Raw genomic sequence first — 24,101 nt, forward strand, 5'->3', positions numbered from 1 at the left:
CCTCCTGCTGGGCGGCGGCCGGGTCCCCGGCGGGCTCGTCGGCGGGCTCGTCGACGGCGAGCAGCAGGGCGGCGGGCGTGCCCGCGAGCCGGCGCGCGGCCATGCCCAGCGCCCGCAGCGTCGCGGTGTCCAGCAGATGGGCGTCGTCCACGCACCACAGCAGCGGCGCCGGGGCGCACAGCACGGAGGTCAGCCGGAACAGCGCGGTGCCCAGGACGAGTTCACCGTCCGGCGGGGGGCGTCCTGCCAGCACCGCGGCGAGCACCGCCGCGTGCGGCGGGGGCAGCCGGGGCACCAGGCCGGCGACCGGCAGCAGCATCCGTTGCAGTCCGGCGAGCGGAACGGCCGTCTCTGCGGCGGTGCCTGCGGTGCTCAGCAGCGTGCACCGCGCGGCCGCCGCCGTCGCGGCGACCGCATCGAGCAGGGCGGTACGTCCCGAGCCCGGCTCCCCGGCCAGCAGCAGGGCACGGCCCCGGCCGGTCCGGGCGGCGTCCAGCAGGGCCAGCAGGGCCGCCCGTTCGCGCCCCCTGCCGTACAGCCCGGACGGCCACGCAGCGTTCGCACTCCGCTCGGCCTCCATGACGCCAGTGTCGACTGGCCGGGTCGGAGAGGGAAGAGATGTGCACGATGTTCGGGACATGACAGGAATCATCGAAAGTCGTCGCCGTCATGACCGCCGACGCCACTGGTGATTCCACCGGTCCGCCGGGCGCCCGCCGCTCCGAGACTCCTGCCGACCCCCACACGACAAGGAGTTGTGATGCGACGCATCTGGGCCATCCTCCTCACCCTGGCCGCCGCGCTCGGCCTCGGCACCGTCGCCCTGCCGGGCACCGCCAACGCCGCCACCCACACCCCCGTGGTCTTCGTGCACGGCTACACCGGCAGCGCGAGCAACTGGGACTACGCGGAAGCGGCGTTCGTGAGCGCCGGCTACAGCCGCGGCGAGCTGTTCGCGTACGAGTACAACTGGAGCCAGTCCAACAAGACCAGCGCCGCCGGACTGGCGAGCTATGTGCGCCAGGTGCTCTCCCGCACCGGCGCGACCAAGGTCGACATCGTCAACCACTCCATGGGCGGCCTGGTCACCCAGTGGTACCTCACGCAGCTCGGCGGCACCTCGTCCGTCCGCCGGGTCGCCTCCGTCGCGGGCGCCAACCACGGCACCACCTATGCCTCGGCCTGCGTGATCTACACCTCGTGCGTGGAGATGCTCCCCGGCTCGTCCTTCGTCCGCACCATCAGCAGCGGTGACGAGACGCCGGGCAGCACGGTCTACGCGACCTGGTACTCCCCGTGCGACGGCATCATCATCCCGTACACCAGCACCCCGCTCAGCGGCGCCACCAACCACCTGGTCGCCTGCACGACACACATCGGGTTCCTCACCGACGCGAGCACCATCGGCGACATCCGCTCCTACCTCGCCGCCTGACCCTTGGCACCCCGCCGCGGTGGGACGGGCCCGGCCCCGTCCCGCCGCGGTCCCGCGCGCTCACGGGACCCGGACGGAGACGTCCCGGGTCTCCACGTGCATGCCCCGGGGCACGCGCCAGGCGTCGACGCACACCGTCCAGGTCCTCGTGTCCTTCGCCCCGCCCGCGAGGGGTGCGGGCAGCGGGTCGCGGCTCTCGATCGTGGCCCAGTCGATGCCGAGCAGGCCGATGATGTGGGTGCCGAAGACCAGCGTGCCCGAGGTGGCCGGAAAGTCACCGGTGTTGGCCAGCGTCACCGTGACGTTCTCGCACCAGCGGTCCTCGGCGGCGGAACGGACGACCGCGCTCACCACCACAGCGGCGGGCCCGCCCGGCGACGCGGACGGTGTCGCCGCGGGCGACGGTGAGCCGGACGGCGGGGCGGAGCCGGGTGGCGGCGCCGGGCTCGAGCCGCCGCTCGCGGTGGCGGACGCGGTGGTGGTGGCCGTGAGCGCGGGCGAGGGCGAGGCCGAGGCCGAGGTCGTACCGCCAGGGCCCGGTGCCGTGGCGGAGCCGGAGGGTGCCGGGGTGCCGCTCGCCCCGGGCGTGCCCGGCCGGTCCTGAGGCGCCGGGCCGCCCTGCCGGGGCGGAGCCGAGCCGCCGTCCGGCGGGACCGGGTCCACGCCGTCGCCAGGGGGCACGTTCACCGCGGCGCTGCCCGCGGGGCCGGGGGCCCCGGCGGCGACCCAGCCCGCTCCCGCGCTCTCGCAGTCCGGGCCCAGGGCGGCGAAGGCGCCGAGGCAGACGACGGCCGCCGAGGCGGCGGCGAGCGCGCCCCGGCGGCCGGTCGGTATGTGCACCATCACACCAGTGTAATGACGAACCGTCAGCACCAAAGGATGCGAACCGGCCCTTGAATCAAGGCCGGTTCGGCACCTGCCTAGTGTTCCGCGGTGAGACCTTCGCGCAGCTGCGCCAACGTGCGGGTCAGCAGCCGGGAGACGTGCATCTGGGAGATGCCGACCTCCTCGCCGATCTGCGACTGGGTCATGTTGGCGAAGAAGCGGAGCATGATGATCCGCCGTTCGCGCGGCGGCAGTTGGGCGAGCAGCGGCTTGAGCGACTCGCGGTACTCCACGCCTTCCAGCGCGGCGTCCTCGTAGCCGAGCCGGTCCGCGAGTGAGCCCTCGCCGCCGTCGTCCTCGGGCGGCGGGGAGTCCAGCGAACTCGCGGTGTAGGCGTTGCCGACCGCGAGGCCGTCGACCACGTCCTCCTCCGACACGCCCAGTGAGACGGCGAGTTCGGCGACCGTCGGCGAGCGGTCCAGCTTCTGCGCGAGCTCGTCGCTGGTCTTGGTCAGCGCCAGCCGCAGTTCCTGAAGCCGGCGCGGCACCCGCACCGACCACGAGGTGTCGCGGAAGAACCGCTTGACCTCGCCGACGATCGTGGGCATCGCGAAGGTCGGGAACTCCACACCGCGGTTGCAGTCGAAGCGGTCGATGGCCTTGATGAGGCCGATCGTGCCGACCTGGACGATGTCCTCCATCGGCTCGTTACGGCTGCGGAAGCGTGCCGCCGCGTACCGCACGAGCGGGAGGTTGAGTTCGATGAGCGTGTCCCGCACATAGGCCCGCTCGGGGCTGTCGTCCGTCAGCTCGGAGAGCCGCAGGAACAGCGAGCGGGACAGCGTGCGGGTGTCGACGACGGCGGGTTCGGCGATGTCGAGGCTGTCGTCAGGAGCATCGTGCGGCGCTTCGGTGTTCAGCACCTTCGGACTGCCCACTTCTACGGACATGCCACCCCCTTGAGGTCGCGGACGGGTGTCGCGGGCGACGGTTCGTTCCTCCACTGGAATACCGGAGGCCGGACCCCGACAAACGCTGTTCCCGCAGAATGTCACATGTCGGCAACACGCTGTAGCGCCATGTCGACTTATTTCCGCAGGGAGGGTCGCCCGTAAAGGTTACGATTCGAGCTGATTTGCGGATCGCAGCCGAGCGAAGCTCCGGGACAGCAAACGCGACACATGCATCTGCGAAACCCCCAGTTCCGCACTGATCTGGGACTGGGTCAGATTTCCGAAGTAGCGGAGCAGGAGAATCCGCCGCTCGCGCTCCGGCAACTGCACCAGCAGGTGCCGCACGAGGTCCCGGTGCTCGACCCCGGTCAGCGCCGGGTCCTCGTAGCCGAGCCGGTCCAGCAGGCCCGGCGACCCTTCGCCGCCCTCCTGGGCCGCCTCCAGGGACGTCGCGTGGTACGCCCGCCCCGCTTCCAGGCAGGCCAGCACCTCGTCCTCGGACAGCTTCAGCCGGTCGGCGATCTCGGCGGTGGTCGGGGTGCGCCCGTGGGCCACCGTCAGGTCCTCGATGGCGCCGCTGACCTGCACCCACAGTTCGTGCAGCCGGCGGGGGACGTGGACGGTGCGCACATTGTCCCTGAAGTAACGTTTGATCTCACCGACCACGGTCGGCATCGCGAAGGTCGGGAACTGCACGCCGCGTTCCGGATCGAACCGGTCGATCGCGTTGATCAGCCCGATCGTGCCGACCTGGACGACGTCCTCCATCGGCTCGTTGCGGCTGCGGAAGCGCGCCGCCGCGTACCGCACCAGCGGCAGGTTGACCTCGATGAGGGCGGCCCGCACCCGTGCGTGGTCCGGGGTCCCCGGTTCCAGCCCGGTCAGTTCCTCGAACAGCACATGGGTCAGCGCCCGTGCCTCGATCGCGTTGGTGTTGGTGGTCCCGGAGCGGGTCCCGCCGGGCCGGCCGCCGACCTGCCGGCTCGCGCCGTCCGCGCCGCCCGCGATGTCTCCGCCGTCCGCGCCGCCCTGCCCTGACGGGCCGTCCTGCCCCTCCTGGACGCTGCCGTCCTCCTTGGACTCCAAGGGCTCCCGCCCGTCGTGGCCGTCCGCGGCCTCCCGGGCGCTGTGGATCCTCCGGCCATCCCCTCCCTCGCCCCGGGCGTCCTCCGTTGTACCGGTCCCGCTGTCGTCGCCGGGAATTGCAGGTGACGCCGTACGGGCCGACACGGGCATGCCACTCCTCATCGGTCCACTCATCCGGCAAAAGCGGTCATAGCATCACAATTCATGTGCACTGTGTGCAAGCGAGGCGCGGTGCTATACGAAAAAGCCCTCCGCCCGGCGGGCGAAGGGCTGTTCGGGACCGGGTCCGGTCGGGGCCGTCACTCGAACACGTAGTCCGCGATCACCCAGGTGGCGAATTCGTGCCACTGGGCCACTCCTGCCTGGTGGGCGGGGTGCTCCAGGTAGGCGGTGAGGGCGCCCGCGTCGGCGACCGAGGCGTTGAGCGCGAAGTCGTAGGCGATGGGGCGCGGCGAGATGTTCCAGCCGAGCTCCCAGGAGGCGAGTTCCGGGACCAGGCCGCCGAGCTCCTCGAAGGCGCGCACACCGGCCACCACCCGCGGGTCGTCGCGCTCGACGCCCTCATTGAGCTTGAAAAGGACCAGATGGCGAATCACGGCGCTGACTCCTCGGGGTCGCGGCCGATCAGTTGATCAGCGCGGTCATGAACTCACCGACGCCCTTGGCGGCGTCCGATATGCCCTGGAAGCCTACCTGTACAAGATCGGCAGCACGCCCGGGCGACGTGATGATCGTATAGAGCACGAAGACCACGAGGACGTACATGGTGACTTTCTTCGCCTGCGCCATGGCTGGAGTGTATCCACCGAATGGGCTAATCAGGCGGTCTCATTTGCCGTCGCTTCCCGCTCCTCCCGACCGCCCGAGAGACCCGGCTCCAGCAGCTCGCGGACGTGCCCGAGGGCCCTCTCCCGCCCCGCGGAGACGGCCGTGCGCGGAGTCGCGTCGCACCCGGTGCGCGGTCGCCGACGGAGCGTCAGCGACGTCGCCGCACACCGGCGCCGGGTACGTCCGCGGTCCACGTTCCGCCCGCCGCGTGCGGACGCCGCCGGGGCCCGGTGCGAGCTGCTTCCTGGCCGTCAGTTGCCGCCGCGTGGCGCGTGAGCGGTGCGGTGATCACCCGGATGCGGACGCCCGGTGGCCCGGACATTCCGTCGCTCATACCGTGCGTAATTGACTGATCACCACACAAAAGTGCGCCTCGTACCCCCACGACCGCGCCCCTCAGCGGAGGTTGCCTTGACCGTGCGTCACATATCCCGACGCTTGTCCCTCCCCCGGGTCGCGGCGGCCGTCGTCGCCCCGGCGCTGCTCGCGCTCGGGCTGCCCGCCGCCTTGCCGGCCGCGGCCGCCGGAGCGGGCGCCCCCGTCCTTCCGCTGATGCTGCAGAGGACCGTGACGACGGCCGGTGACGGCTTCGCCCACGCCGGTGGCGCCGGCGGCACCGGCTCGCGGCTCGCGGCGGCACCGCCCGAGGGCAGCACACTCGACGCGGGCGTGGTGTTCTTCTCCTCCGACACCGCTCCCGACGACCCGGCCGGCGCCGAGAGCGCCTACCGCTTCGGCGACGGCGGGACGTCCGTGACCTTCCCGGACGCCGATGTCACCACCATGACCGTGGGCCGCCGGACCATCGCCATGGCACAACTGCCGGCCGTCTTCGCCGGCCGCGCCGCCGGCGCCGCCTTCACCGGGACGGTGAACGGGGGCTCCGCGACCCGCTGGCGGCTCGCCGCCACGTACACAGGAGGCGCGGCCACGGGCGCCGTCCCGAAGCGCGTGGTGCTCGTGGCCGGTCCCAGGGCCCTGGTGGAGGGTGGCGACACCCCGCGCGCCGCGGCCCCGCAGATCACGGCCGGCGCGGCCAGGACCGTCCGGGTCGGCGGACTGCTCGACGACGCCGTCGGCGCGGGGGCCGCCCCGGTCGGGGTCCGCGTGGACAGCGGGGCGAGCAAGGGGTCGCCGGTGACCATCGGCGCCGGGCAGTTCGCCGCCGTCGGTGACAGCGCCTGGCAGCCGGGGGCGACCACCGTGGACGGCAGGTTCGCCGGCGGCCGGGGCGCCGCGGGCGTCGCCCTGGGATACGGCTTCAGCTACCCCCAGGCCGCCCAGCCCGAGTTCAGGACGTCGAGCATCACCGACATCGACGGCGGCGACCTGGCGCCCGGAGACACGGTCGCCGTCGCGCGCTCCGTGGTGAACACCGGGGACGCCCCGGCGACGGGCGTGGTCCTCACCGACGTCCTCACCAATCTCACCGACGTGACGGACGTCCGGGTCGACGGCGCCGCGCCGCCGCGGGACACGGTCACCGTCGCGGCCTCCTCGGTCACCGCGCGGCTGGGCACCGGGGCCGGTGCCGCCTCCGGCGGCACGCTCGCCCCGGGTGGGACCGTGACCCTCTCCTACAAGGCGCGGGTGGCCGCGGCGCCGTCCGGCCCGACCGCGACCTCCTCGGCCACGGTGGCCTTCGGCAACGGGGTGGCCGGACCCAGCGACCTCACCCTGGGCATCGCGACGGCCGCCGTCACGCTGAGCCCCGCGAGCCTGGACTTCGGCGGTCAGCCGGTGAACACCGCCACCACGGCCCGGACCTTCACGCTCACCAACCGCGGCGCCACGGCCCAGTCCGTGACCGGCACCTCCCTGTCCGGAGTGAACGCGGCGGACTTCGCACTCGGTGCCAGCACCTGCACGGGCGGGCTCCCGCCGCGGGCCCGCTGCACGATCGCCGTGACCTTCCGGCCCTCGGCGACCGGCGCGCGCACCGCCGCGCTGAACGTCGACACCACCGCGGGCGTCCGCAGCGCGGCGCTGTCCGGCGTCGGGGTCGCCGCCACGAGCAGCGCCGACGTGCAGATCACCCTCAGCGCGCCGGAGGCCGTCGCGCCGCGCGGCCCCCTCACCTACACCGTGCGGGTGGTCAACAACGGTCCCGACACCGCCACCGGCGTGGCCGCCACGCTGGAGCTCCTGGGCCGCGGACGCCACGTCGACCAGAACCCCCGGCCCGGCCTCGGCCCCATCCCGGACATCACCTGGTGGGGGGCGAGCACCCACGCGCCCGGCGGCGTGCGGTTCCTCAGCGGCGGCGGCCCGCACCCGTCCATCCAGCGGGTCGTGTGGACCATCGGTGATCTCGCGCCCGGCCGGACGGCCACCTTCGAGGTCGACCTCACCGCGCCCCCGGGCCTCGGCCTGATCACCTCGACGGCCCGGGCCGTCGCAAGCACCTTCGACACCGACCCCGGCAACAACGTCGCCACCGTCGCCACCCGGGTGACGCGGGACGAGGACTGACCCGTCCGCACCCGGAGGGGCCTGACAGCCACGGCTGTCGGGCCCCTCGTCATTCCTGAACCGAGGAGGAACAGCGGCCCCGGAAACCCCGGCGCCGACTGTCGGCCTCCGCCGCTAGGGTGTGCTCGCTCGCACACGCATCCGGTGCGGGCGGGGGGCGCGGCAACACGAATGCCGCCGGATCAACACCTATCGGAGTATCCGCTTGAAACTCACACGCCTGCTGATCGCAGCCGCCGTGGCGCTGCCGGCCTGCGCCGTCATGACGTCCTCGGCGTCGGGGGACACCTGGCTCGACGGCTCGGTCAAGGTCTCGATGCCCAGCGCGGTCACGGTCAAGGGGGACTGGGTGCAGGGCACGTTCACCGTGACCAACCCCAGCTCGACCACTCTCACCGGCCAGCATGCCTTCTGGGACATCAGCACCATGGACTGGACCGACCCGATGCCCGCCGGATCGGTCCTGATGGACTGGGCGGACGGCAAGGACGACACCTGGCACCGGGCGCCGCTGAAGGTCTACTACCCCTTCGGCTCCAAGCCTTCGGAATGGCCCTACCCCGTCAACCTGCACTGGAAGATGGGTCCGGCGGACGGCTGGACCCTCAAACCCCACGCCAGCCACACCTACCGGATCCGCCTGTCCATGCCGCAGTCCAGCATGGCCGAGCCGATCCACACTCTGTACGCGCGGACGCGCCTCGGCGCCGGCAGCGACGGCCAGGGCGGCCCGTCCAACCAGGTCGGCAGCGACGCCGCCGAGCTCGCGGTGCGCGGCATGGTGCCCAAGGTGCTCGGCCTGCCGGCCACCGTGCCGGTGGACCGGCGCGCGTTCGGCTTCACCCTCGACATCCGCACGCAGCACAAGGCGGACTGGCGCCTGAAGGAGGCCGGCTTCGGCCTGGACGCCGGCTGGTCGGACAAGATCCCGCCCGCCTGCGACGCCCGCATCGAGGTCCGCGACCCCGTCTTCAAGACCTGGAACCCGGTCGGCACCAGCATGTACCTCCCGGGCAAGATGACCGCCCTCAACCGCTGGGCCACCGGGCCCGTGGACCACCGGGTGGTCACCGCCCGGCTGCTGCTGGGCGGCAACTTCACCGCGGGCAAGCACCAGTTGTCCGCCGGTCAGTACCCCGGAATCGGTCCCAACACCTTCTTCCCGACGGCGAACTTCACGGCCACCCGCCCCGCCGGCGCGAAGCCCGCCTGCCTCGTCCTGGACACCACGGCCATCCACGGCTTCAACGCCACCCCTGAGCCGGTCCGCAAGGGCGCCACCATCACCGCCACGGGCGTGCTGGACCGCAAGTCCGGCAAGACCACCAAGCCCGTCTCCGGCCAGCGTGTCTCTCTGTACTTCCAGGCCAAGGGCAGCACCAAGTGGTCGTACAGCGGTTACGCCACCACCAACGCGAGCGGCCGCTTCACCAAGAAGCTCACCGCGAGCAAGGACGGCACCTGGATGCCCGTCTTCAGCGGCACCACCACGATGCGCACCTCCCGCGGCACCGCCGACGCCGTCGACGTGAAGTGATCCCACCCCTTGCGTGACCCCGGCCCCCGGGAGGCGAGCACTGAGTCCGCCTCCGGGGGCCGGGTGGGTGACGGGCGACCAAAGCCGAAGGGCGGCCCCCCGGGGTCCCGGGGTGCCGCCCTTCGGCTGTTCAGAGCGGTAGCGGTGGGATTTGAACCCACGGAGGAGTTGCCCCCTCACACGCTTTCGAGGCGTGCTCCTTAGGCCGCTCGGACACGCTACCGAGGGAGAGCTTAGCGGACGTCCGGGTGTGCTCCGAAATCGTTTGTGCGAAAGAAGCGCGTGAGCAGGTCACCGCACTCCTCGGCGAGCACTCCGGAGATCACTTCCGGGCGGTGGTTCAGGCGCCGGTCGCGGACCAGGTCCCAGAGCGAACCGGCCGCGCCGGCCTTCTCGTCGAGGGCCCCGTAGACGACGCGGTCCAGCCGGGACAGGACCACGGCGCCCGCGCACATGGTGCAGGGCTCCAGGGTCACGACGAGCGTGCAGCCGCCGAGCCGCCAGGAACCGGCCGTCCTGGCGGCCTCGCGGATCGCGAGGACCTCCGCGTGGGCGGTCGGGTCGCCGGCCGCCTCCCGCTCGTTGCGGCCCCGGCCGATGACCGTGCCGTCCGGGGACAGCACGACCGCGCCCACCGGCACGTCGCCGGTGCGCGGGGCGAGGGTCGCTTCGTGGAGGGCGAGCCGCATGGGCTGCGCCCAGGGGTCGCGGAGCGGGTCGGTCAGCGGACCGCCTCCAGAACGTCCGCGCAGCCCAGGGAGTCGGCGATCTCGCCGAGGGCCTCGCCCGTCAGCGCGCCGTCGCCGCTGAGCGCGAGCAGCTCCTTGTCGTCCATCCCCAGGTCCTTGAGGAGCTCGGCGTCGCCGAGGGGGCCCACGGGTACGTGTACCTCCTTCGGCCCCGGCACCACGTCGTCGTCGTCGAGTTCCTCGGCGTCACCCTCCTCGGTGCCGTCCAGGTCGACGATCTCGTCGAGGTCCTCCGGGTCGCGGCCGAGCAGTTCGTCGGTGAGCAGGATCTCGCCGTAGGAGCTGCGGGCCGCCGCGGCGGCGTCGGACACGTAGATCCGGGGGTCCTCCTCACCGTCGACGCGGACGACGCCGAACCAGGCGTCCTCCTGCTCGATGAAGACCAGGACCGTATCTTCCTCGGTCGAGGCGGCGCGGGCGACCTCGGTCAGGTCGCCGAGGGTTTCCACATCGTCGAGATCGGTCTCGCGCGCTTCCCAACCGTCCTCGGTGCGCGCGAGCAGTGCGGCGAAATACACCGTGACTCTCCCACAGGTCTCAGGCCGTCCGGACTTTCGGGCGGGAGCCGGATGATCAGCTCGGGGGTCCCCGCCCACACTCGGCATCGTGGCAGAAACCTCGGCTTTGCGAAGGGTCTTCCGCGCGTGCCGCGTGCCAGGGCTTCCGGCTTTTTCCCTGCGGCGGCCTGCGGGGACCCGCCGTAATCCATTGGGGACGGGCGGTTCGCCCGTCCCGGTGGCCTACCAGCGGAAGGTCCGCATCCGCATCTGCTGACGTGCCCGCGCCGCGCGCGCCCTGCGCGGCTGCACCCGGTCGCGGAGCTCCTTGGCCTCGTTCAGCTCCCGCAGGAACATCGTCCGGCGTCGCCTGCGCTCGGCGTCGCGCTCCTGCTGCGTACGGGCGTCGCTCGCGTCGGCGCCACTGTCGTCGTGCTCCGCCATGGGGCACCACCCCTGGTGATCCGCGGGGCCCGGACGGGACAGCCCGGGCGTAAGGGCTCGCCTTCCCCCCTCAGTGTGGTTTCAAAGCCGCTCCTTGCCCAGCGGCTCCGGGCGGCCGCTTCGGCCCGGCGGTGGCCGCGACGTTAAAGTCGGGGGTATGCGGATCCATGTTGTCGACCACCCCCTGGTGGCGCACAAACTCACCACGCTGCGCGACGAGCGCACCGACTCGCCGACCTTCCGGCGGCTGGCCGACGAGCTGGTCACCCTGCTCGCCTACGAGGCCACCCGTGACGTGCGCACCGAGCAGGTCGACATCGCCACGCCGGTGGCGCGGACCACGGGCGTGCGGCTCTCCCACCCGCGGCCGCTGGTCGTGCCGATCCTGCGGGCCGGCCTCGGCATGCTGGAGGGCCTGGTGCGCCTCCTGCCGACCGCGGAGGTCGGCTTCCTCGGCATGATCCGCGACGAGGAGACGCTGGAGGCCAAGACCTACGCCACCCGCATGCCGGAAGACCTGTCCGGGCGGCAGGTGTACGTCCTGGACCCGATGCTCGCCACCGGCGGCACCCTGATCGCCGCGATCGACCTGCTGATCGAGCGCGGCGCGGACGACGTGACGGCCGTGGTGCTGCTCGCCTCCCCGGAGGGCGTCGAGGCCATGGAGCGCGCCCTGGCGGGCAAGCCGGTCACCGTCGTCACCGCCGCCGTCGACAGCCACCTCAACGAGAGCGGCTACATCGTCCCCGGCCTCGGCGACGCGGGCGACCGCCTCTACGGCACCGCGGGCTAGTTCCCGGAACGTACGTCAGGGCGGTACGGACCCCACGGGGTCCGTACCGCCCTGACGTATGTGTCGGGTGTGCCGGGCGCCCTAGGCCCTGTCGTCAAATTCCCGCCTGCCCCGCGGCGCCTGGCACGGCACTCCCCCAGCCTTCGGCCGGGGGTGCCCCCACGCTGCGTTGTCGAATCGTCCGAGTAGCCCACTACGAGGACGACTCTCCGCCTTGCGATGCACCGCACCAGACGCCGCGGGGCCCGCCCTTCGGGCGGTCGGCGCCAATTTGACGACAGGGCCTAGCAGCCCGCGGGCCGGGGGGCCGGGCTCGGCTTGGCGAGGAGGACGAGGTTCTTCTTGACGTTCTTGTCGGAGGCGAGCGTGGTGAAGCCCTTGCCCAGCATGAGGTCGACGGTGCCGGCCGCGTGCTTGGACTTGGGGCCGGCGGGCTTGAGGGTGGTGGTGCCCTTGAACTGGGCGCCGACCAGCTTGAGGGCCGCCTCCGCCTTCGTGCCGGAGCCGCCGAGCAGCAGGGCGGCCACCTTGACCTTGCGGTCGTACTCGGGGTCGGCGTTGCCGAAGGTGCCGATCTTGAAGCCGCGGGCGGCGAGCTGGTCGGCGGTCTTCTTGGCTAGGCCGCTCTTGGCGGTCGCGTTGTAGACGTTGACCGTGAGCTGCCCGGGCTCGGGGTAAACGATGGGCTTGGTGCCGGATGTACCGGGCGATGTGGCGACCGCCTTGCAGGCCCGCTCCTTGGAGGCGTTGGCCGCCTGCGCGGCCTTGCCCTTGGCCGCGGCGTCGCCGCCGAAGACGTCGACCAGCTGCAGGGTGCCCCAGCCGGCGAGGCCGAGCACGGCGACGGTCGTGACCAGTACCGTCACGATCCGGATCCGGCTCCGTGGGCGGCGCATTCGTGGGTACTGGTTCCCGGTGACACGGTACTTCCCGCCCATGCCAGGGGGCGTCAGCATGCTCATGTGCGCAGCGTAGTGCGGGATTCCGACTTGGCCTACTAAACGATCAACCAATCGCGGCCAATCGGGACGACTTGAACCCGAAAGGGTCAACAATCGGCTGAACGGATGTCAGGACCGGTCCGCCGGGTTCCGTGTACGCCCGTCCGGGTCAGTCCATCTCCAGCACGCGCGCGTGCAGCACCTGCCGCTGCTGCAGCGCCGCGCGCACGGCGCGGTGGAGCCCGTCCTCCAGGTAGAGGTCGCCCTGCCATTTCACGACATGCGCGAACAGGTCTCCGTAGAAGGTCGAGTCCTCGGCGAGCAGGGTCTCCAGGTCGAGTTGCCCCTTCGTGGTGACCAACTGGTCGAGGCGTACCGGACGTGGGGCGACGTCCGCCCATTCACGGGTGCTTTTCCGGCCGTGGTCGGGGTACGGCCGCCCGTTTCCGATGCGCTTGAAGATCACACGGAAAGCCTACCGGGCAAGGGCGTACGGGCGCAGCAATGGCGCAGGAGTGCGATGGTGGGCAAATACGGTGATAGCGGGAGCAGCGGAGCGGCCCATGCCCACGCCGACGACACCCGGCGCCGTGCGGGCCATCGCCCGGGGGTACGCCGTCATCGGACCGGCGCTCGACCCCGGAGCTCTGCTGTGGGACGGGCGATGCCTGCCGGACGCCCCCGTCCGCGTCCCGCCCGGCATGCTCAACCGGCACGGACTCGTCGCCGGCGCGTGGGCAGCGCTGTCTTCCAGCCGCCGGCCCGCTCCGCCGGAACCCGGATCGGACGTGGGATCACCCGGTCCCTCTTCGGCACGTCCGAGCGCCGGCGGCGCCGCTAGGCCTTCTTCCCGGCCTTCTTCGCCGGCTGGGCCGCCTTCGCGGCGCGCTTCGCCTCCTGCTTGAAGGCCCGCACCTTGTCCAGGGACTCCGGTCCGGTGATGTCGGCGACGGAGCGGAACGAGCCCTGCTCGCCGTAGGGGCCGGCGGCCTCGCGCCAGCCCTCGGGGGTGACGCCGAGCTGCTTGCCGAGCAGGGCCAGGAAGATCTGCGCCTTCTGCTTGCCGTAGCCGGGCAGGTCGCCCAGCCGGGTCAGCAGTTCCCTGCCGTCGCCGACCCCGCGCCAGACCGCCTCGGCGTCGCCGTCGTAGTGCTCGACGAGGTACTGGCACAGCTGTTGCACGCGCTTGGCCATCGAGCCCGGGTAACGGTGCACGGCCGGCTTCTCGGAGAACAGGGCGACGAAGGCCTCGGGGTCGTAGGCCGCGATCTCCTGGGCGTCCAGATCGTCCCGGCCCATGCGGGTGGCGATGGTGCGGGGGCCGGTGAAGGCCCATTCCATCGGGATCTGCTGGTCGAGGAGCATGCCGGTGAGTGCGGCGAGCGGGCTGCGGCCGAGCAGCGCGTCGGCCTCGGGCTGCTGGGACAGCCGGAGTGTGGTTGCCATGGACCGATGATCCCTCGGGCGGCGGGGCGCCGCCCCCGCGTCACCCGAACGGCTCAGCGCCGATGGCCGACCGGACGGTGCGGGCGGACCGTGTGAGGTGTCCACCCACCGACGCGATGGGAGCCTTGTGATGAGCCAGCAGACGCAGTCGGTCAAGCCGCATCACCACTCGGGTTGGGCGACCGGCGGCACCGTGTTCGCGGGGATTCTGATGATGGTCTCGGGTGTCTGGATGATCCTCGAGGGCATCTCCGCCATCGCCAAGGACGATGTCTGGGTCCGGCTGGGCCACTACATCTTCAAGTGGAACCTGACGGCCTGGGGCTGGATCCACCTCGTGCTGGGCGTCCTCGTCCTCATCGTCGGCACGGCCCTGCTGTCCAGCGCGCCCAAATGGGCCAGGGTCGCGGGTGTGGTCCTGATCGCGTTCAACATCCTGGTGAACTTCGCCTGGCTGCCGTACTCGCCGTTCTGGGCCTTCCTGATGATCGCGATCGACATCTTCATCATCTGGGCCCTGTGCCGCGGCTGGGGCGACCACCCCGGTCATCCCGACCACGACCAGCACGGCAGGGACGACCGGGCCGGGCACCCGGTCTGACCGGTGGCGGGGCCGGCGCGCCGCACACAGCCCGCCGTACACAGCCCGCCGTGGCCCCGGTGGCGTCCTCGCGCCTCCGGGGCCGCGGCATGACGTACGGGATGTCACACCTTCGTGTGGCATGACCGATGCGCCGGATAGCCCCCACCTGTCCGGGTAGCGCTGAACGAGTGACGCAGCCATTCGAACTGCCCGACTTCTACCTGCCGTACCCCGCGCGCCTGAACCCCCGTCTGGAGGAGGCGCGGGAGCACTCCCGCACGTGGGCGCGGGACATGGGGATGCTGGAGGGTTCCGGCATCTGGGACACCGCCGACCTCGACGCGCACGACTACGCGCTGCTGTGCGCCTACACGCACCCCGACTGCCCGGGACCGGAGCTGTCCCTGGTCACGGACTGGTACGTGTGGGTCTTCTTCTTCGACGACCACTTCCTGGAGACGTTCAAGCGCTCCCAGGACCGTCGCGGGGGCAAGGCCTACCTCGACCGGCTGCCCGCCTTCATGCCGATGGACCTGGCGCAGGGCATGCCCGAGCCGGCCAACCCGGTCGAGGCGGGGCTCGCCGATCTGTGGCGGCGCACCGTCCCGGCCATGTCGCCGGACTGGCGCCGGCGGTTCGCCGAGAGCACCGAGCACCTGCTCAACGAGTCGCTGTGGGAGCTGTCCAACATCAACGCGGGCCGGGTGCCCAACCCGGTGGAGTACATCGAGATGCGCCGCAAGGTCGGCGGCGCGCCGTGGTCCGCGGGCCTGGTGGAGTACGCGGCCGGGGCCGAGGTGCCGGCCGTGATCGCCGGGTCGCGGCCGATGCTCGTGCTGCGGGACGCCTTCTCCGACGCGGTGCACCTGCGCAACGACCTGTTCTCGTACCAGCGCGAGACCGAGGAGGAGGGTGAGCTCAGCAACGGCGTGCTCGTCCTGGAGACCTTCCTGGGGTGCACGACCCAGGAGGCCGCGGAGTCCGTCAACGACCTGCTCACCTCGCGCCTGCACCAGTTCGAGAACACCGCGGTCACCGAGCTGCCGCCGCTCGTCGCCGAGCACGGGCTCGACGCGGCGCAGTGCGCCGCCGTGCTGGCGTACATCAAGGGGCTGCAGGACTGGCAGTCCGGCGGCCACGAGTGGCACATGCGCTCCAGCCGCTACATGAACGGCGGCGGCGCCGCGGCGGCCCCCGCCCAGCCGGGCTGGTCGCCCTTCGCGCTGCCCGGCGGGATCGGCCTGTCGGCCGGTGCGGTGCGGACCACCGGGCGTGCCGAGACCGCCCGCGTCCGGGGCTTCACGCATGTGCCGCGGCGCACCGGTCCGCTCCCGCCGCCCGACTTCCCGATGCCCTTCCCCACCACGCTCAGCCCGCACCTGGACGCCGCGCGGCGGAACATCGTCGACTGGGCGCACCGGATGGGCCTGCTGGAGCCGCAGCCCGGAGTCCCCTTCTCCTTCGTGTGGGACGAGCACAAGCTGATCGCGTTCGACCTCCCGCTGTGCGCCGCGGGCATCCACCCGGACGCGTCCCCGGAGGCGCTGGACATCACCTCCGGGTGGCTCACCTGGGGCACCTACGCCGACGACTGGTTCCCGGCCGTCTTCGGCCGCACCCGCGACCTGGTCGGCGCCCGCGCCGCCAACGACCGCCTGCCGGCCTTCATGCCGGTCGACGGCACGCCCGCGCCCGCCCCGGTCAACGCGCTGGAGCGCGGCCTGGCCGACCTGTGGGCGCGTACGGCCGGGCCGATGCGGCCCGAGGCGCGCCGCCGCTTCCGCGCCGCGATCGAGAGCATGACCGCGAGCTGGCTGTGGGAGCTGGCCAACCAGGCGCAGAACCGCGTCCCCGACCCCGTCGACTACCTGGAGATGCGCCGTCGCACCTTCGGCTCCGACCTGACGATGAGCCTGTGCCGGCTCGGGCACGGCCAGGTCGTGCCGGACGAGGTCTACCGCAGCGGGCCGATGCGGTCGCTGGAGAACTCCGCCGCCGACTACGCCTGCCTGATGAACGACGTCTTCTCGTACCGGAAGGAGATCGAGTACGAGGGCGAGATCCACAACGCCCTGCTGGTGGTGCAGAACTTCTTCGACTGCGACGAGCCGGCCTCGCTCGCCGTGGTCCACGACCTGATGGCCGGGCGCATGAAGGAGTTCCAGCACGTGGCGGCGAACGAACTGCCCGTGCTGTACGACGACTTCGACCTCGGCGCGGAGGCCCGCGCGGTACTGGACGGCTATGTGCGCGAGCTGGAGAACTGGCTCGCGGGCATCCTGACCTGGCATCGCGGCTGCCACCGCTACGAGGAGGAGGAACTGCGCCGGCCGCCCGGAGCCTCCCGGGCACCCGTCGGCCCGCACGGACTGGGCACGTCGGCGGCCCGCTTGGTCACGCTGCTCGGGGCGCGGTAGCGCGCCGGCGCGTTCACGTGGGGGGAGAGGGGGGCGGCCCGCACGGGCCGTCCCCCTCCCGCCGGTGGGCGCCCCCGCGTCACAAACCGGTTGCCGGGTACGGGAGATGCCGGGGATGATCCGGCGCATGATCGCTGCCACCCCCGGCCGGAAGGGCGCGCGCCGCCCCGGTCGGTGAACCCCGAGGCCCCGGCCCTGCCGCCGGGCGTCCCCGCCCCCGGTCCCTCCCCTCCTCCAGCGGGCCCGCCCCCGCCGTCCTTGCCGAGCCCGGACCCTGGAGGAACCCGCCCGTGAACCCCGAACTGACCAAGATCCGCGACCTCATGGACGCCGGTGACACCGGTGGCGCGGCGCGCGCCCTGCGCGCGCACGCCGACTCCGCCGACCCGGCCGCCCTCGCCCCGCTCGTCGAAGCCCTCGCCCGCCGCGCGGGCAGCGGCGACCTTGCCGCCGCCGCCACCGCGCTGGCCGCCACGCCGGACGGCGTCGCGGAGCTCTACGCGTACGGCTACGCCTGCGTGGAGGAGGGTGCCGCCTACCTGGCCGTACCCGCTCTGCGCGCCGCGCTGCGCCGGGTCCCGGACTCCCGTCGCGTGCTGGTCGAGCTGGTCGCCGCGCTGGAACGCGAGGAGCGCCACCGCGAGGCGCTGGACGTGCTCCGGGAGCGCGGGAGTGCCCTGGCCGCCTGGCCCGAGCGCTATCTGCTCGCTCACAACGCCCTGATGGCAGGCGAGTTGGCGCTCGCCCGCGACACCGCCGCCCGGCTTCCCGTGCCCGCGGGCGACGACGAGCAGTGGCTGCCCGCCGACACGCGCCTGCGCCGCCGGCTCCGACGGGCCGACGCCGTCGCCGGGACCGCCGCCCTGGACGCCACGGACCTGCGCGGCTGGCACCACGTGCTGACCGGGGGCGTGCTGGCGACGCTGTCCCCGTACGGCTTCGAGAGCATGACGGGCCGGTACGCCTACGTCCAGGACAGCCCGGACCTGTGCCGGGCCGGTCTGGACCGGCTCCGGCTGGCGCTCACCGCGACCGGCGTGGCACCGCGCGCGGTGGCGGCGCTGCCCGACCGCTCCAGCCGGATCATGGGCCTGGCCGCCGCCCGCGTCCTGGAACTGCCCGTCGAGCCCTATGTGCCGGGCCGCCCGGACACCGTCGTCGTCGCGTACGACCTGACCGACGCGGACCCGGGGCTGCTCGGCGGCCTGCTGGAGCCGGCCCCCGGGCAGGTGCTGTACGAGCACGCCACCTGCTGGACGCGGCCGCCCGCCGTGTCCGCCGACGTCAGCGGGCTGCTCGCGCAGCACTGCGTCGCGCCCTGGGGCGAGCGGCTGCGGATGTCGCCCGACGGCTCTCCCGGGGTCGTCCCGCCCGACGACCGCTCCGAGCACGACATCGCGCACGAGGTCGTGGCCGCCGATCCGATGCCCGACCGGGGCGACGGCGGCACCCCGCCCGATCCGGACACGGGCTTCACCGCCTTCGCCGCGCGGCTGGCGGGGCGGTGGCCGGACGGGCCGCGGGAGCGGACGGCCTCGGCCGGGCCGGTGGCGGGGGCGCGCTTCGCCTGACGGGGCCGATGGTGGTGCGGGTCCCCCGGAGCCTACGGTGGACCCGCATCTCCGGCCCAGCGGTGAGGAGTTCCCCCCATGAGCGCGCCCAGTACCCCACGCACGCCCCTGCGGGACCGGTTGCTCGACCGGTTCCTGCTGCACGGCACGGTCGTGGCCGTGGAGCGTGTGGCCGCCCGCATGCGGCGGCTGCGGATCGAGGGGCCGGGGCTGGGCGAGGCGGACTGCCGACCGGGGCAGCAGGTGCGGGTGCATGTGGACGGGCTGACCCGGCGGACGTACTCGGTGTGGCGCCACGACCCGGCCGGAGCGATCGAGTTGTGCGTGATGGAGCATCCGGAGCCGGGGCCCGGCGCGCGCTGGGGCCTGGCGGCGGAGGCCGGGACGCGGGTGCGGCTGGGCCGGCCGGAGGGGTCGTTCGTGCCGCGGCCGGAGGCCGGGTTCCACGTCTTCGTGGGGGAGGAGACGGCGATGGTCGCGCTGGGCGCCATGCTCGCCGCGCTGCCCGGGGACGCTTCCGTGCACGGCTGCGTGGAGACGGCGACCGCTGAGGACCGGCTGTCCCTGGCGCACGCGGACCGGCTCGCCTGGCGGCTGCGCGGCGACGCGTCCGCCGCGGCGTCCGAGGGCCTCGCCGAGGCCGTCCGGGCGCTGGATCTGCCGGACGACCCTGCGGGCGGTGTCGCCTACGTCGCGGGAGAGGCCCGCACCGTGCAACTCGTACGCAACGTGCTGGTCCGCGAACGCGGCTGGGAGCGCCGGTCGGTGCTGACCAAGCCCTTCTGGAGCCCCGGCAAGCGCGGAATGGAGTGAGCCGGGTGTCGGAAACGGTATCGAGACTGCCGGGAGCGACACTCCCGGCGGCCCGCGGCGGCGCCTAGGTTCGACGGCATGACGACGTACCAAGCCGCCACGGCGACCCGATCGCGCACCCACACCTGGCAGGACCGCCCCGAGCCGACCCCCGAGATCCTGGGCATGACCGGCCGCGAGGTCCTGCAAGGCGCGCTGGACGGGCGGTTCCCGGCCTCGTCCATCATGAGCACCCTGGGCTTCCGGCTCGTCGAGGTCGGCGACGGCCGCACCGTCTTCGAGGGCGACCCCGGAGACCACCTGCTCAACCCCATGGGCACCGTGCACGGCGGCTTCCTCGCCACCCTGCTGGACTCGGCGCTCGGCTCCGCCGTGATGAGCCGGCTGCCGGCAGGATCGGCCTACACCACCGTCCAGTTGGGGGTGCACATGATCCGGCCGGTGCTCGCGGGGACGCCGACGCTGCGCTGCGAGGGGACCGCGTTGCACGTCGGCCGGACGACCGCCACCGCCGAGGCGCGCGTCGTCGGCACGCACGACGGCAAGCTCTACGCGCACGCCACGACGACCTGCGCGGTGATCCGCCTCAGCTGACCGTCCCCACCGCCGCCTCGGCCACGGCCAGGGCCATCGCCATGATGCTGAGCTGCGGATTGACCTCCGGGCAGCTGGGCAGCGCGGAGGCGTCGGCGATGTGGACGCCCGTCACGCCGCGCAGCCGCCCGTCCGGCCCGGCGGGCGCGGTGCGCGGGTCGGCGCCCATCGCGACGGTGCCGGTCGGGTGGAACGCCGACAGATGCAGCTGACGCATCGTCACGCTGTCCAATGCGGCGTGGAATTCGGCGGGTGTGCGGGCCCTCGGCCCGGCCGGGATGCCGGTGAGGACCTCGCACGCCCCCGCGGCGAAGAGCAGGTCGCCCATGGCGCGCACCGCGCGCAGCAGACGCCGGCCGTCGCGCGGGTCGACGTCGTAGCGCAGCAGCGGGCGCCCGCGGCCCAGCACACGGCCGCCCGGCCGGTCCGCGATCATCGCGCCGAACGTGGCCAGCCGGCCGGAGTCCTCCAGCTCCGCGCGCAACTCACTGCCGACGCCCGGCAGGACGAAGGAGCCCATGCCCGGCGGCGGGGCCGTGGCCTCGATGAGGATGCCGTCCGCGTGCAGTTCCTCCACGCCCGCGCTCTGCAGCACCGCCGGGCCGCCGTCCGCGACGGGCTCGGCGAAGCGTCCCGCCACGCTCGTCGCCGGGTGCACGGCGAGGTTGCGGCCGATCCGCGGATGCCGGCCGAGCCCGGAGCGGCGCAGCAGCGGCGGGGTCTGGAGCGCACCGGCGGCGACCACCACCAGCGGGGCCAGGATCTCCAGCGTGCTGCCGTCGGAGCGCCGCACCGCGACCCCGCAGGCCCGCGGGCCGCCGGGCCGGTCCGGATCGGTCAGCACCCGGCGCACCGACGCGCCGGTGACGATCCGCGCCCCGGCCGCGCACGCCTGCGGCAGCACCGACAGCTGCACGCTCTGCTTCGCCCCGGCCGGGCAGCCCACCACGCACTGGCACGAGCCGCGGCAGCCGGGCGCGTTGCGGCGCAGCGGGCCCGCCCGCCAGCCGAGTTCGCGGGCGCCGAGCAGGGCGAGCGTGCCGTTGCGGCCCAGTACGTCGAGCGGCTGGGTGGCCACCCGCAGGGTGCGCTCGACCTCGTCCAGGCGCGCGCCGAAGGCTTCCGCGTCCGCGAAGGCGCCGAGCCCGTACTCCTTGCGCCAGCGGGCCAGCACATGGTCCGGGGTGCGGTAGCAGGTACCGGAGTTGACGACCGTCGTGCCGCCGACCGCGCGGCCGGTGGGCACGACCAGCGGCGGGCTGCCGAGGGCGAGGGTCGCGCCGCCGTCCCGGTACAGCTCGGCGAAGCGGTCCAGCGGGGCCCGCCGCCCGAACTCCGCGGTGGTGTGCCGGCGGCCCTCCTCCAGGACCAGCACCCGCAGCCCGGCCCGCGCCAGGGTCCGCGCCGCCATCGCGCCGCCCGCGCCGGAGCCGATCACGACGGCGTCGGCCCGTGAGCGGTCCGGCCACCGGGCGGCGGGCACGCAGTCCAGCGGCGGGTCCTGCGGGGCGGCCGGCACGGCGGCCGGGGCGCCCGCGCGCAGCATCCGCTCGGTCCCGGCCGCCAGCAGCACCGGCACCTTCACCACGTCCAGCAGCGGCAGCAGCGCGGGCCGGGCCGCCAGCCCCGTCACCACCGCCTCCCGCTGATCCGGCGTCAGCCGTTCCAGCCGCCGCCCGGTCCGCGTCCTGGCGTAGCCGTCGACCGCCGCCGCCGCGGCCCGGAATCCGTGGCGTGCCTCCGCCGGCATCGCCGCGAGCAGGCCCTCCAGCCGCCCGGCCACCCCCGCGGTCCAGTCCCCCTCTCCCCCGGCCTCTCCCTCGGCCGCCAGCAGCGCCGCCACCAGCCCCTTCAGCGCGCTCACCGGTCGCCGACCTCCGCGTGGGCGGTGCCGTCCAGGGTCCATTCGGCCTCGGTCCGCCAGCGGCCCGCGGCCCGGCGTTCGAGGAGGACGTGGGCGTCGGCGGTCTCGCTGTTGCGGCAGACGGCGGGGGCGCCGTCGGGGTCGGCGTAGTCGAGGGTGAGGGTGCGCTCGGGGTGCTGCGTGACGCGTACGGTGATGCGCCGCCCGCCGGCGCGGCCGGTGACCATCCACCGCGGGAGGCCGATGTCGGCGGTGAAGCGGCGCAGGCCCGCGCGGCCGAGGGCGGGGCGCAGTCCGCCGCGCGGCCAGTCTCGGCCGTCCTTGCGCAGGCGGAGGAAGACGAGCGGGGGAAGCCGGTCCAGCCCGGGGCGGGTGGAGACGGCGGCCACGATCTCCAGGACGTCGCCGCCCCCGAGGTCGGCGTGCAGCCACGCCCAGCGGCGGGCGTTGCCGTGCCCGTAGATCCTGGCCGACGCGCCGGGTGCCCGGCGCAGGTCCAGCTCGCCGGAGCCGTGGCGGACGCGGCCGGTGTAGTGGGCCCGCGGCGACGGCACGATCTGCGCCGCCGGGAGCAGCGGCCGCCGCCACGACCAGCGGGGGAAGGTGTAGAGCGGTCCGGCGTCCCCCGGGTCCTCGGTGAGATCCCAGGACAGGGTGCCGGCCGTGCCGCGCAGCCGCCCCGGCACGGCCTCGACGCCGCCCGCGGCGAAGCCGTCGGGTACGTCGGCGCCGGCGTCCCACGGTACGGGCCCGAAGCGGGCGTGCTCGACCGGTTCCGCGCCCTTGGCGGGGAAGACCGCCGCCCAGCCGTGCGCGTGGGCGCCGCCGCCGTCGGCAGGGGTGACCACCTCGTGGTGCAGCCACAGTCCCGCGCCGGTGGCGGGGTCGGTGGCGGTCGTGTACCAGACCTCGGTGCGGCCGGGGGCGCCGCCGGAGCGCGGCGCCCACTGCGCGCGGGCCTCGTCGCGGGCCTTGTCACGGACCGGGAAACGGAAGCTCGCGAGGAACGGCCCGAGCGCGGTGGCGGTGCGGAAGCGCAGCGTCCCGGTGCCGGCCGGTTCGGGGGAGCCGTCCAGGGTGAGCGTGAACGGCAGGACGGTCATCGACCGCAGCGGGTGCCGCGGGGTGACCGACTTCCAGCCGTCGAGGACGCAACTGCGCCCGTCGAGGGTGAACTCCAGCCGGTAGTGGATGCGCCGCCGGGCCAGCGGCGAGATCTCCAGGGTGCCGGTGACCGCGGGGTCGTCGGCGCGGCCCGCGATGCGCAGCCGTCCGGTGACCCGCGCGGGCGTGGTGCGGTGGGGGAGCAGCAACCGGTCGCTGCGGACGGTGAGTTCCATCCGCACCGGCCGGTCCCGGTCCTCGCCGGACAGCCGTACGGTGCCGGTCATCGTCTCGGCGAAGACGGTGCCGCGCGGGGTACGGGGCGCGCGGGGGGCACGGGGGCCGTTCACCGGGTCGCCGCCTTCAGCCCGGCGCGCATGATCCGTTCGGTGGCGTTCAGATAGGCCTCCGCCGCCTCGCGGGCCGCCGCGGCGTCACCCGCCTCGACGGCGGCGACGACCGGTTCGAGCCGTCCGTGGGCCTCCTCCGGGTCCTGGAAGGGACCGGAGAGGTGACGCCGCATCGGCAGGTAGGCGTTGAAGAGGGTGTTGGTGAGCAGCACGTAGACGCGGTTGCCGGTCGCCCGGGCGAGCGCGCGGTGCACCTCGGCGTCGGCGAGCTGCACCGCGTCCGGCTGCTCGGCCTCGCGTACGGCCTCGACCCGGGTCCGCAGCCGGGCCAGGTGCGCGGCGGTGGCCCGCGAGGCGGCCGTACCGGCGATCAACGTGCCGACCCCGCGCCGTACTTCGAAGATCTCGCCGAGCCAGCGCGCGTCGTGCCGGACCAGCATCGGCAGCAGGTCGGCGCCGCCGAGCCGTTCGTAGTCGCGCACGCGGGTGCCGATGCCGTGCCGGGTCTCCAGCAGCCCGGCCTGCACGAGCCGGCCGAAGGCGTGCTTGAGCGTGGTGCGGGTGACGCCGTATCCCTCGGCGAGCTGCCGTTCGGGCGGCAGAAGACTGCTGGCGGGGTGGCGGCCGGCGAGGATCTCCTCGCGCAGCCGGTCCTCCAGGACGTCCACGATCGACTCACGCGGCAGCGCTTCCATCTCACCCTCCAGTGGCTCAGTGGCTCATCCACTCAACCCAACGATCCGACGCCCCGTCAAGACCCCTGCAGCGGACGGTCGTCACCCGCACGGCCGTGCCCGGC

General features: G+C 73.6%; 24 protein-coding genes, 1 tRNA gene and 1 pseudogene. 10 read left to right on the forward strand and 16 right to left on the reverse strand.

The window, feature by feature from the left end; all coding sequences use genetic code 11:
- On the reverse strand, positions 1-580 hold a 580-nt coding region (locus tag ACFWVC_RS24745; RefSeq protein WP_384290147.1), incomplete at its 3' end, for an ATP-binding protein.
- A gap of 180 nt (positions 581-760) precedes the next feature.
- On the opposite strand from ACFWVC_RS24745, the gene ACFWVC_RS24750 reads away from it, so the two are divergent.
- Positions 761-1,435 carry an esterase/lipase family protein gene (locus ACFWVC_RS24750; RefSeq protein WP_384290149.1) on the forward strand — a complete coding sequence of 225 codons (675 nt, stop codon included), beginning with the start codon at positions 761-763 and terminating at the stop codon, positions 1,433-1,435.
- Between the two features lie 60 nt (positions 1,436-1,495).
- Here the strand turns inward: ACFWVC_RS24750 and ACFWVC_RS24755 are convergent, their stop codons facing one another.
- The 5 genes from ACFWVC_RS24755 to ACFWVC_RS24775 form a co-directional block, all read right to left on the reverse strand.
- The gene (locus tag ACFWVC_RS24755; protein ID WP_384290152.1) at positions 1,496-2,278 is read right to left on the reverse strand and encodes a hypothetical protein; all 783 of its coding nucleotides are present in this window, start codon (positions 2,276-2,278) and stop codon (positions 1,496-1,498) included.
- Between the two features lie 77 nt (positions 2,279-2,355).
- The gene (locus ACFWVC_RS24760; protein ID WP_384290155.1) at positions 2,356-3,210 is read right to left on the reverse strand and encodes an RNA polymerase sigma factor SigF; all 855 of its coding nucleotides are present in this window, start codon (positions 3,208-3,210) and stop codon (positions 2,356-2,358) included.
- 168 nt (positions 3,211-3,378) lie between these two features.
- Positions 3,379-4,449: an RNA polymerase sigma factor SigF gene (locus ACFWVC_RS24765; RefSeq protein WP_384290158.1), complete on the reverse strand. Its 1,071-nt coding sequence runs from the start codon at positions 4,447-4,449 to the stop codon at positions 3,379-3,381.
- Positions 4,450-4,598: 149 nt separating this feature from the next.
- The gene (locus ACFWVC_RS24770; RefSeq protein WP_384290160.1) at positions 4,599-4,895 is read right to left on the reverse strand and encodes a Dabb family protein; all 297 of its coding nucleotides are present in this window, start codon (positions 4,893-4,895) and stop codon (positions 4,599-4,601) included.
- A 28-nt stretch (positions 4,896-4,923) separates the two neighbouring features.
- Positions 4,924-5,088 (reverse strand): hypothetical protein, encoded by a 165-nt coding sequence (locus ACFWVC_RS24775; protein ID WP_319663804.1) that lies wholly within the window; start codon positions 5,086-5,088, stop codon positions 4,924-4,926.
- A gap of 477 nt (positions 5,089-5,565) precedes the next feature.
- Between ACFWVC_RS24775 and ACFWVC_RS24780 the strand changes: the two genes are divergently transcribed.
- Together ACFWVC_RS24780 and ACFWVC_RS24785 are read left to right on the forward strand one after the other, a co-directional pair.
- Positions 5,566-7,599, forward strand: coding sequence for a choice-of-anchor D domain-containing protein (locus ACFWVC_RS24780; protein ID WP_384290163.1), 2,034 nt, complete (start codon positions 5,566-5,568; stop codon positions 7,597-7,599).
- Between the two features lie 205 nt (positions 7,600-7,804).
- Positions 7,805-9,136: a hypothetical protein gene (locus ACFWVC_RS24785; RefSeq protein ID WP_384290166.1), complete on the forward strand. Its 1,332-nt coding sequence runs from the start codon at positions 7,805-7,807 to the stop codon at positions 9,134-9,136.
- 136 nt (positions 9,137-9,272) lie between these two features.
- On the opposite strand, the gene ACFWVC_RS24790 is transcribed toward ACFWVC_RS24785, so the two are convergent.
- From ACFWVC_RS24790 to ACFWVC_RS24805, 4 genes are all read right to left on the reverse strand, one after another.
- Positions 9,273-9,359 (reverse strand) — tRNA-Ser (locus ACFWVC_RS24790).
- Between the two features lie 10 nt (positions 9,360-9,369).
- A complete protein-coding gene (gene tadA, locus ACFWVC_RS24795) occupies positions 9,370-9,825 on the reverse strand; it encodes a tRNA adenosine(34) deaminase TadA (RefSeq protein ID WP_384290169.1) in 456 nt (151 codons plus the stop codon).
- A 32-nt stretch (positions 9,826-9,857) separates the two neighbouring features.
- Positions 9,858-10,403 carry a hypothetical protein gene (locus tag ACFWVC_RS24800; RefSeq protein ID WP_384290171.1) on the reverse strand — a complete coding sequence of 182 codons (546 nt, stop codon included), beginning with the start codon at positions 10,401-10,403 and terminating at the stop codon, positions 9,858-9,860.
- Between the two features lie 222 nt (positions 10,404-10,625).
- Entirely contained in the window at positions 10,626-10,826 is a 201-nt protein-coding gene (locus ACFWVC_RS24805) for a hypothetical protein (RefSeq protein ID WP_384290173.1), read from the reverse strand.
- 157 nt (positions 10,827-10,983) lie between these two features.
- On the opposite strand from ACFWVC_RS24805, the gene upp reads away from it, so the two are divergent.
- Positions 10,984-11,619: a uracil phosphoribosyltransferase gene (gene upp, locus ACFWVC_RS24810; RefSeq protein WP_384290175.1), complete on the forward strand. Its 636-nt coding sequence runs from the start codon at positions 10,984-10,986 to the stop codon at positions 11,617-11,619.
- A gap of 284 nt (positions 11,620-11,903) precedes the next feature.
- On the opposite strand, the gene ACFWVC_RS24815 is transcribed toward upp, so the two are convergent.
- Together ACFWVC_RS24815 and ACFWVC_RS24820 are read right to left on the reverse strand one after the other, a co-directional pair.
- On the reverse strand, positions 11,904-12,581 hold the full coding sequence (locus ACFWVC_RS24815) for a LytR C-terminal domain-containing protein (RefSeq protein ID WP_384290177.1): 678 nt from the start codon (positions 12,579-12,581) through the stop codon (positions 11,904-11,906).
- A gap of 148 nt (positions 12,582-12,729) precedes the next feature.
- Positions 12,730-13,026 carry a type II toxin-antitoxin system VapB family antitoxin gene (locus tag ACFWVC_RS24820; protein ID WP_319134963.1) on the reverse strand — a complete coding sequence of 99 codons (297 nt, stop codon included), beginning with the start codon at positions 13,024-13,026 and terminating at the stop codon, positions 12,730-12,732.
- A 97-nt stretch (positions 13,027-13,123) separates the two neighbouring features.
- On the opposite strand from ACFWVC_RS24820, the pseudogene ACFWVC_RS24825 reads away from it, so the two are divergent.
- Positions 13,124-13,294, forward strand: a pseudogene (locus tag ACFWVC_RS24825) (ATP-binding protein); the annotation flags it as partial.
- Between the two features lie 103 nt (positions 13,295-13,397).
- Here the strand turns inward: ACFWVC_RS24825 and ACFWVC_RS24830 are convergent.
- Complete coding sequence (locus ACFWVC_RS24830) at positions 13,398-14,006, reverse strand: HhH-GPD-type base excision DNA repair protein (RefSeq protein WP_384290180.1); 609 nt, start codon at positions 14,004-14,006, stop codon at positions 13,398-13,400.
- A 130-nt stretch (positions 14,007-14,136) separates the two neighbouring features.
- Here ACFWVC_RS24830 and ACFWVC_RS24835 point away from each other — a divergent pair, with 130 nt between their 5' ends.
- From ACFWVC_RS24835 to ACFWVC_RS24855, 5 genes are all read left to right on the forward strand, one after another.
- Positions 14,137-14,607, forward strand: coding sequence for a hypothetical protein (locus ACFWVC_RS24835; RefSeq protein WP_384290183.1), 471 nt, complete (start codon positions 14,137-14,139; stop codon positions 14,605-14,607).
- Between the two features lie 170 nt (positions 14,608-14,777).
- Positions 14,778-17,006, forward strand: coding sequence for a family 2 encapsulin nanocompartment cargo protein terpene cyclase (locus ACFWVC_RS24840; RefSeq protein ID WP_384290185.1), 2,229 nt, complete (start codon positions 14,778-14,780; stop codon positions 17,004-17,006).
- A 290-nt stretch (positions 17,007-17,296) separates the two neighbouring features.
- Positions 17,297-18,577, forward strand: coding sequence for a hypothetical protein (locus ACFWVC_RS24845; protein ID WP_384290187.1), 1,281 nt, complete (start codon positions 17,297-17,299; stop codon positions 18,575-18,577).
- 78 nt (positions 18,578-18,655) lie between these two features.
- The gene (locus tag ACFWVC_RS24850; RefSeq protein WP_384290189.1) at positions 18,656-19,390 is read left to right on the forward strand and encodes a siderophore-interacting protein; all 735 of its coding nucleotides are present in this window, start codon (positions 18,656-18,658) and stop codon (positions 19,388-19,390) included.
- Positions 19,391-19,468: 78 nt separating this feature from the next.
- Positions 19,469-19,984, forward strand: a complete 516-nt coding sequence (locus ACFWVC_RS24855) for a PaaI family thioesterase (protein WP_384290191.1) — start codon at positions 19,469-19,471, stop codon at positions 19,982-19,984.
- On the opposite strand, the gene ACFWVC_RS24860 is transcribed toward ACFWVC_RS24855, so the two are convergent.
- Genes ACFWVC_RS24860 through ACFWVC_RS24870 form a run of 3 tightly spaced genes read right to left on the reverse strand, consistent with a single transcriptional unit; the run spans position 19,977 to position 23,997 of the window.
- A complete protein-coding gene (locus tag ACFWVC_RS24860) occupies positions 19,977-21,848 on the reverse strand; it encodes a GMC family oxidoreductase N-terminal domain-containing protein (RefSeq protein ID WP_384290193.1) in 1,872 nt (623 codons plus the stop codon). The two genes, ACFWVC_RS24855 and ACFWVC_RS24860, sit on opposite strands and share 8 nt — an antisense overlap.
- The gene (locus ACFWVC_RS24865) at positions 21,845-23,302 is read right to left on the reverse strand and encodes a hypothetical protein (protein ID WP_384290195.1); all 1,458 of its coding nucleotides are present in this window, start codon (positions 23,300-23,302) and stop codon (positions 21,845-21,847) included. The genes ACFWVC_RS24860 and ACFWVC_RS24865 overlap by 4 nt, the downstream gene beginning before the upstream one ends.
- Positions 23,299-23,997, reverse strand: coding sequence for a FadR/GntR family transcriptional regulator (locus ACFWVC_RS24870; RefSeq protein WP_384290198.1), 699 nt, complete (start codon positions 23,995-23,997; stop codon positions 23,299-23,301). The genes ACFWVC_RS24865 and ACFWVC_RS24870 overlap by 4 nt, the downstream gene beginning before the upstream one ends.
- Positions 23,998-24,101 lie beyond the last annotated feature (104 nt).

This window comes from Streptomyces sp. NPDC058691, assembly GCF_042714775.1.
Classification (GTDB): domain Bacteria; phylum Actinomycetota; class Actinomycetes; order Streptomycetales; family Streptomycetaceae; genus Actinacidiphila.

Coding starts and splice junctions, on each gene's coding strand:
- ACFWVC_RS24850 (WP_384290189.1), top strand. CDS start 18,656: ATGAGCGCGCCCAGTACCCCACGCACGCCCCTGCGGGACCGGTTGCTC.
- ACFWVC_RS24805 (WP_384290173.1), bottom strand. CDS start 10,826: ATGGCGGAGCACGACGACAGTGGCGCCGACGCGAGCGACGCCCGTACG.
- ACFWVC_RS24870 (WP_384290198.1), bottom strand. CDS start 23,997: ATGGAAGCGCTGCCGCGTGAGTCGATCGTGGACGTCCTGGAGGACCGG.
- ACFWVC_RS24750 (WP_384290149.1), top strand. CDS start 761: ATGCGACGCATCTGGGCCATCCTCCTCACCCTGGCCGCCGCGCTCGGC.
- ACFWVC_RS24775 (WP_319663804.1), bottom strand. CDS start 5,088: ATGGCGCAGGCGAAGAAAGTCACCATGTACGTCCTCGTGGTCTTCGTG.
- ACFWVC_RS24765 (WP_384290158.1), bottom strand. CDS start 4,449: ATGCCCGTGTCGGCCCGTACGGCGTCACCTGCAATTCCCGGCGACGAC.
- ACFWVC_RS24755 (WP_384290152.1), bottom strand. CDS start 2,278: ATGGTGCACATACCGACCGGCCGCCGGGGCGCGCTCGCCGCCGCCTCG.
- tadA (WP_384290169.1), bottom strand. CDS start 9,825: ATGCGGCTCGCCCTCCACGAAGCGACCCTCGCCCCGCGCACCGGCGAC.
- ACFWVC_RS24835 (WP_384290183.1), top strand. CDS start 14,137: ATGAGCCAGCAGACGCAGTCGGTCAAGCCGCATCACCACTCGGGTTGG.
- ACFWVC_RS24855 (WP_384290191.1), top strand. CDS start 19,469: ATGACGACGTACCAAGCCGCCACGGCGACCCGATCGCGCACCCACACC.
- ACFWVC_RS24815 (WP_384290177.1), bottom strand. CDS start 12,581: ATGAGCATGCTGACGCCCCCTGGCATGGGCGGGAAGTACCGTGTCACC.
- upp (WP_384290175.1), top strand. CDS start 10,984: ATGCGGATCCATGTTGTCGACCACCCCCTGGTGGCGCACAAACTCACC.
- ACFWVC_RS24830 (WP_384290180.1), bottom strand. CDS start 14,006: ATGGCAACCACACTCCGGCTGTCCCAGCAGCCCGAGGCCGACGCGCTG.
- ACFWVC_RS24760 (WP_384290155.1), bottom strand. CDS start 3,210: ATGTCCGTAGAAGTGGGCAGTCCGAAGGTGCTGAACACCGAAGCGCCG.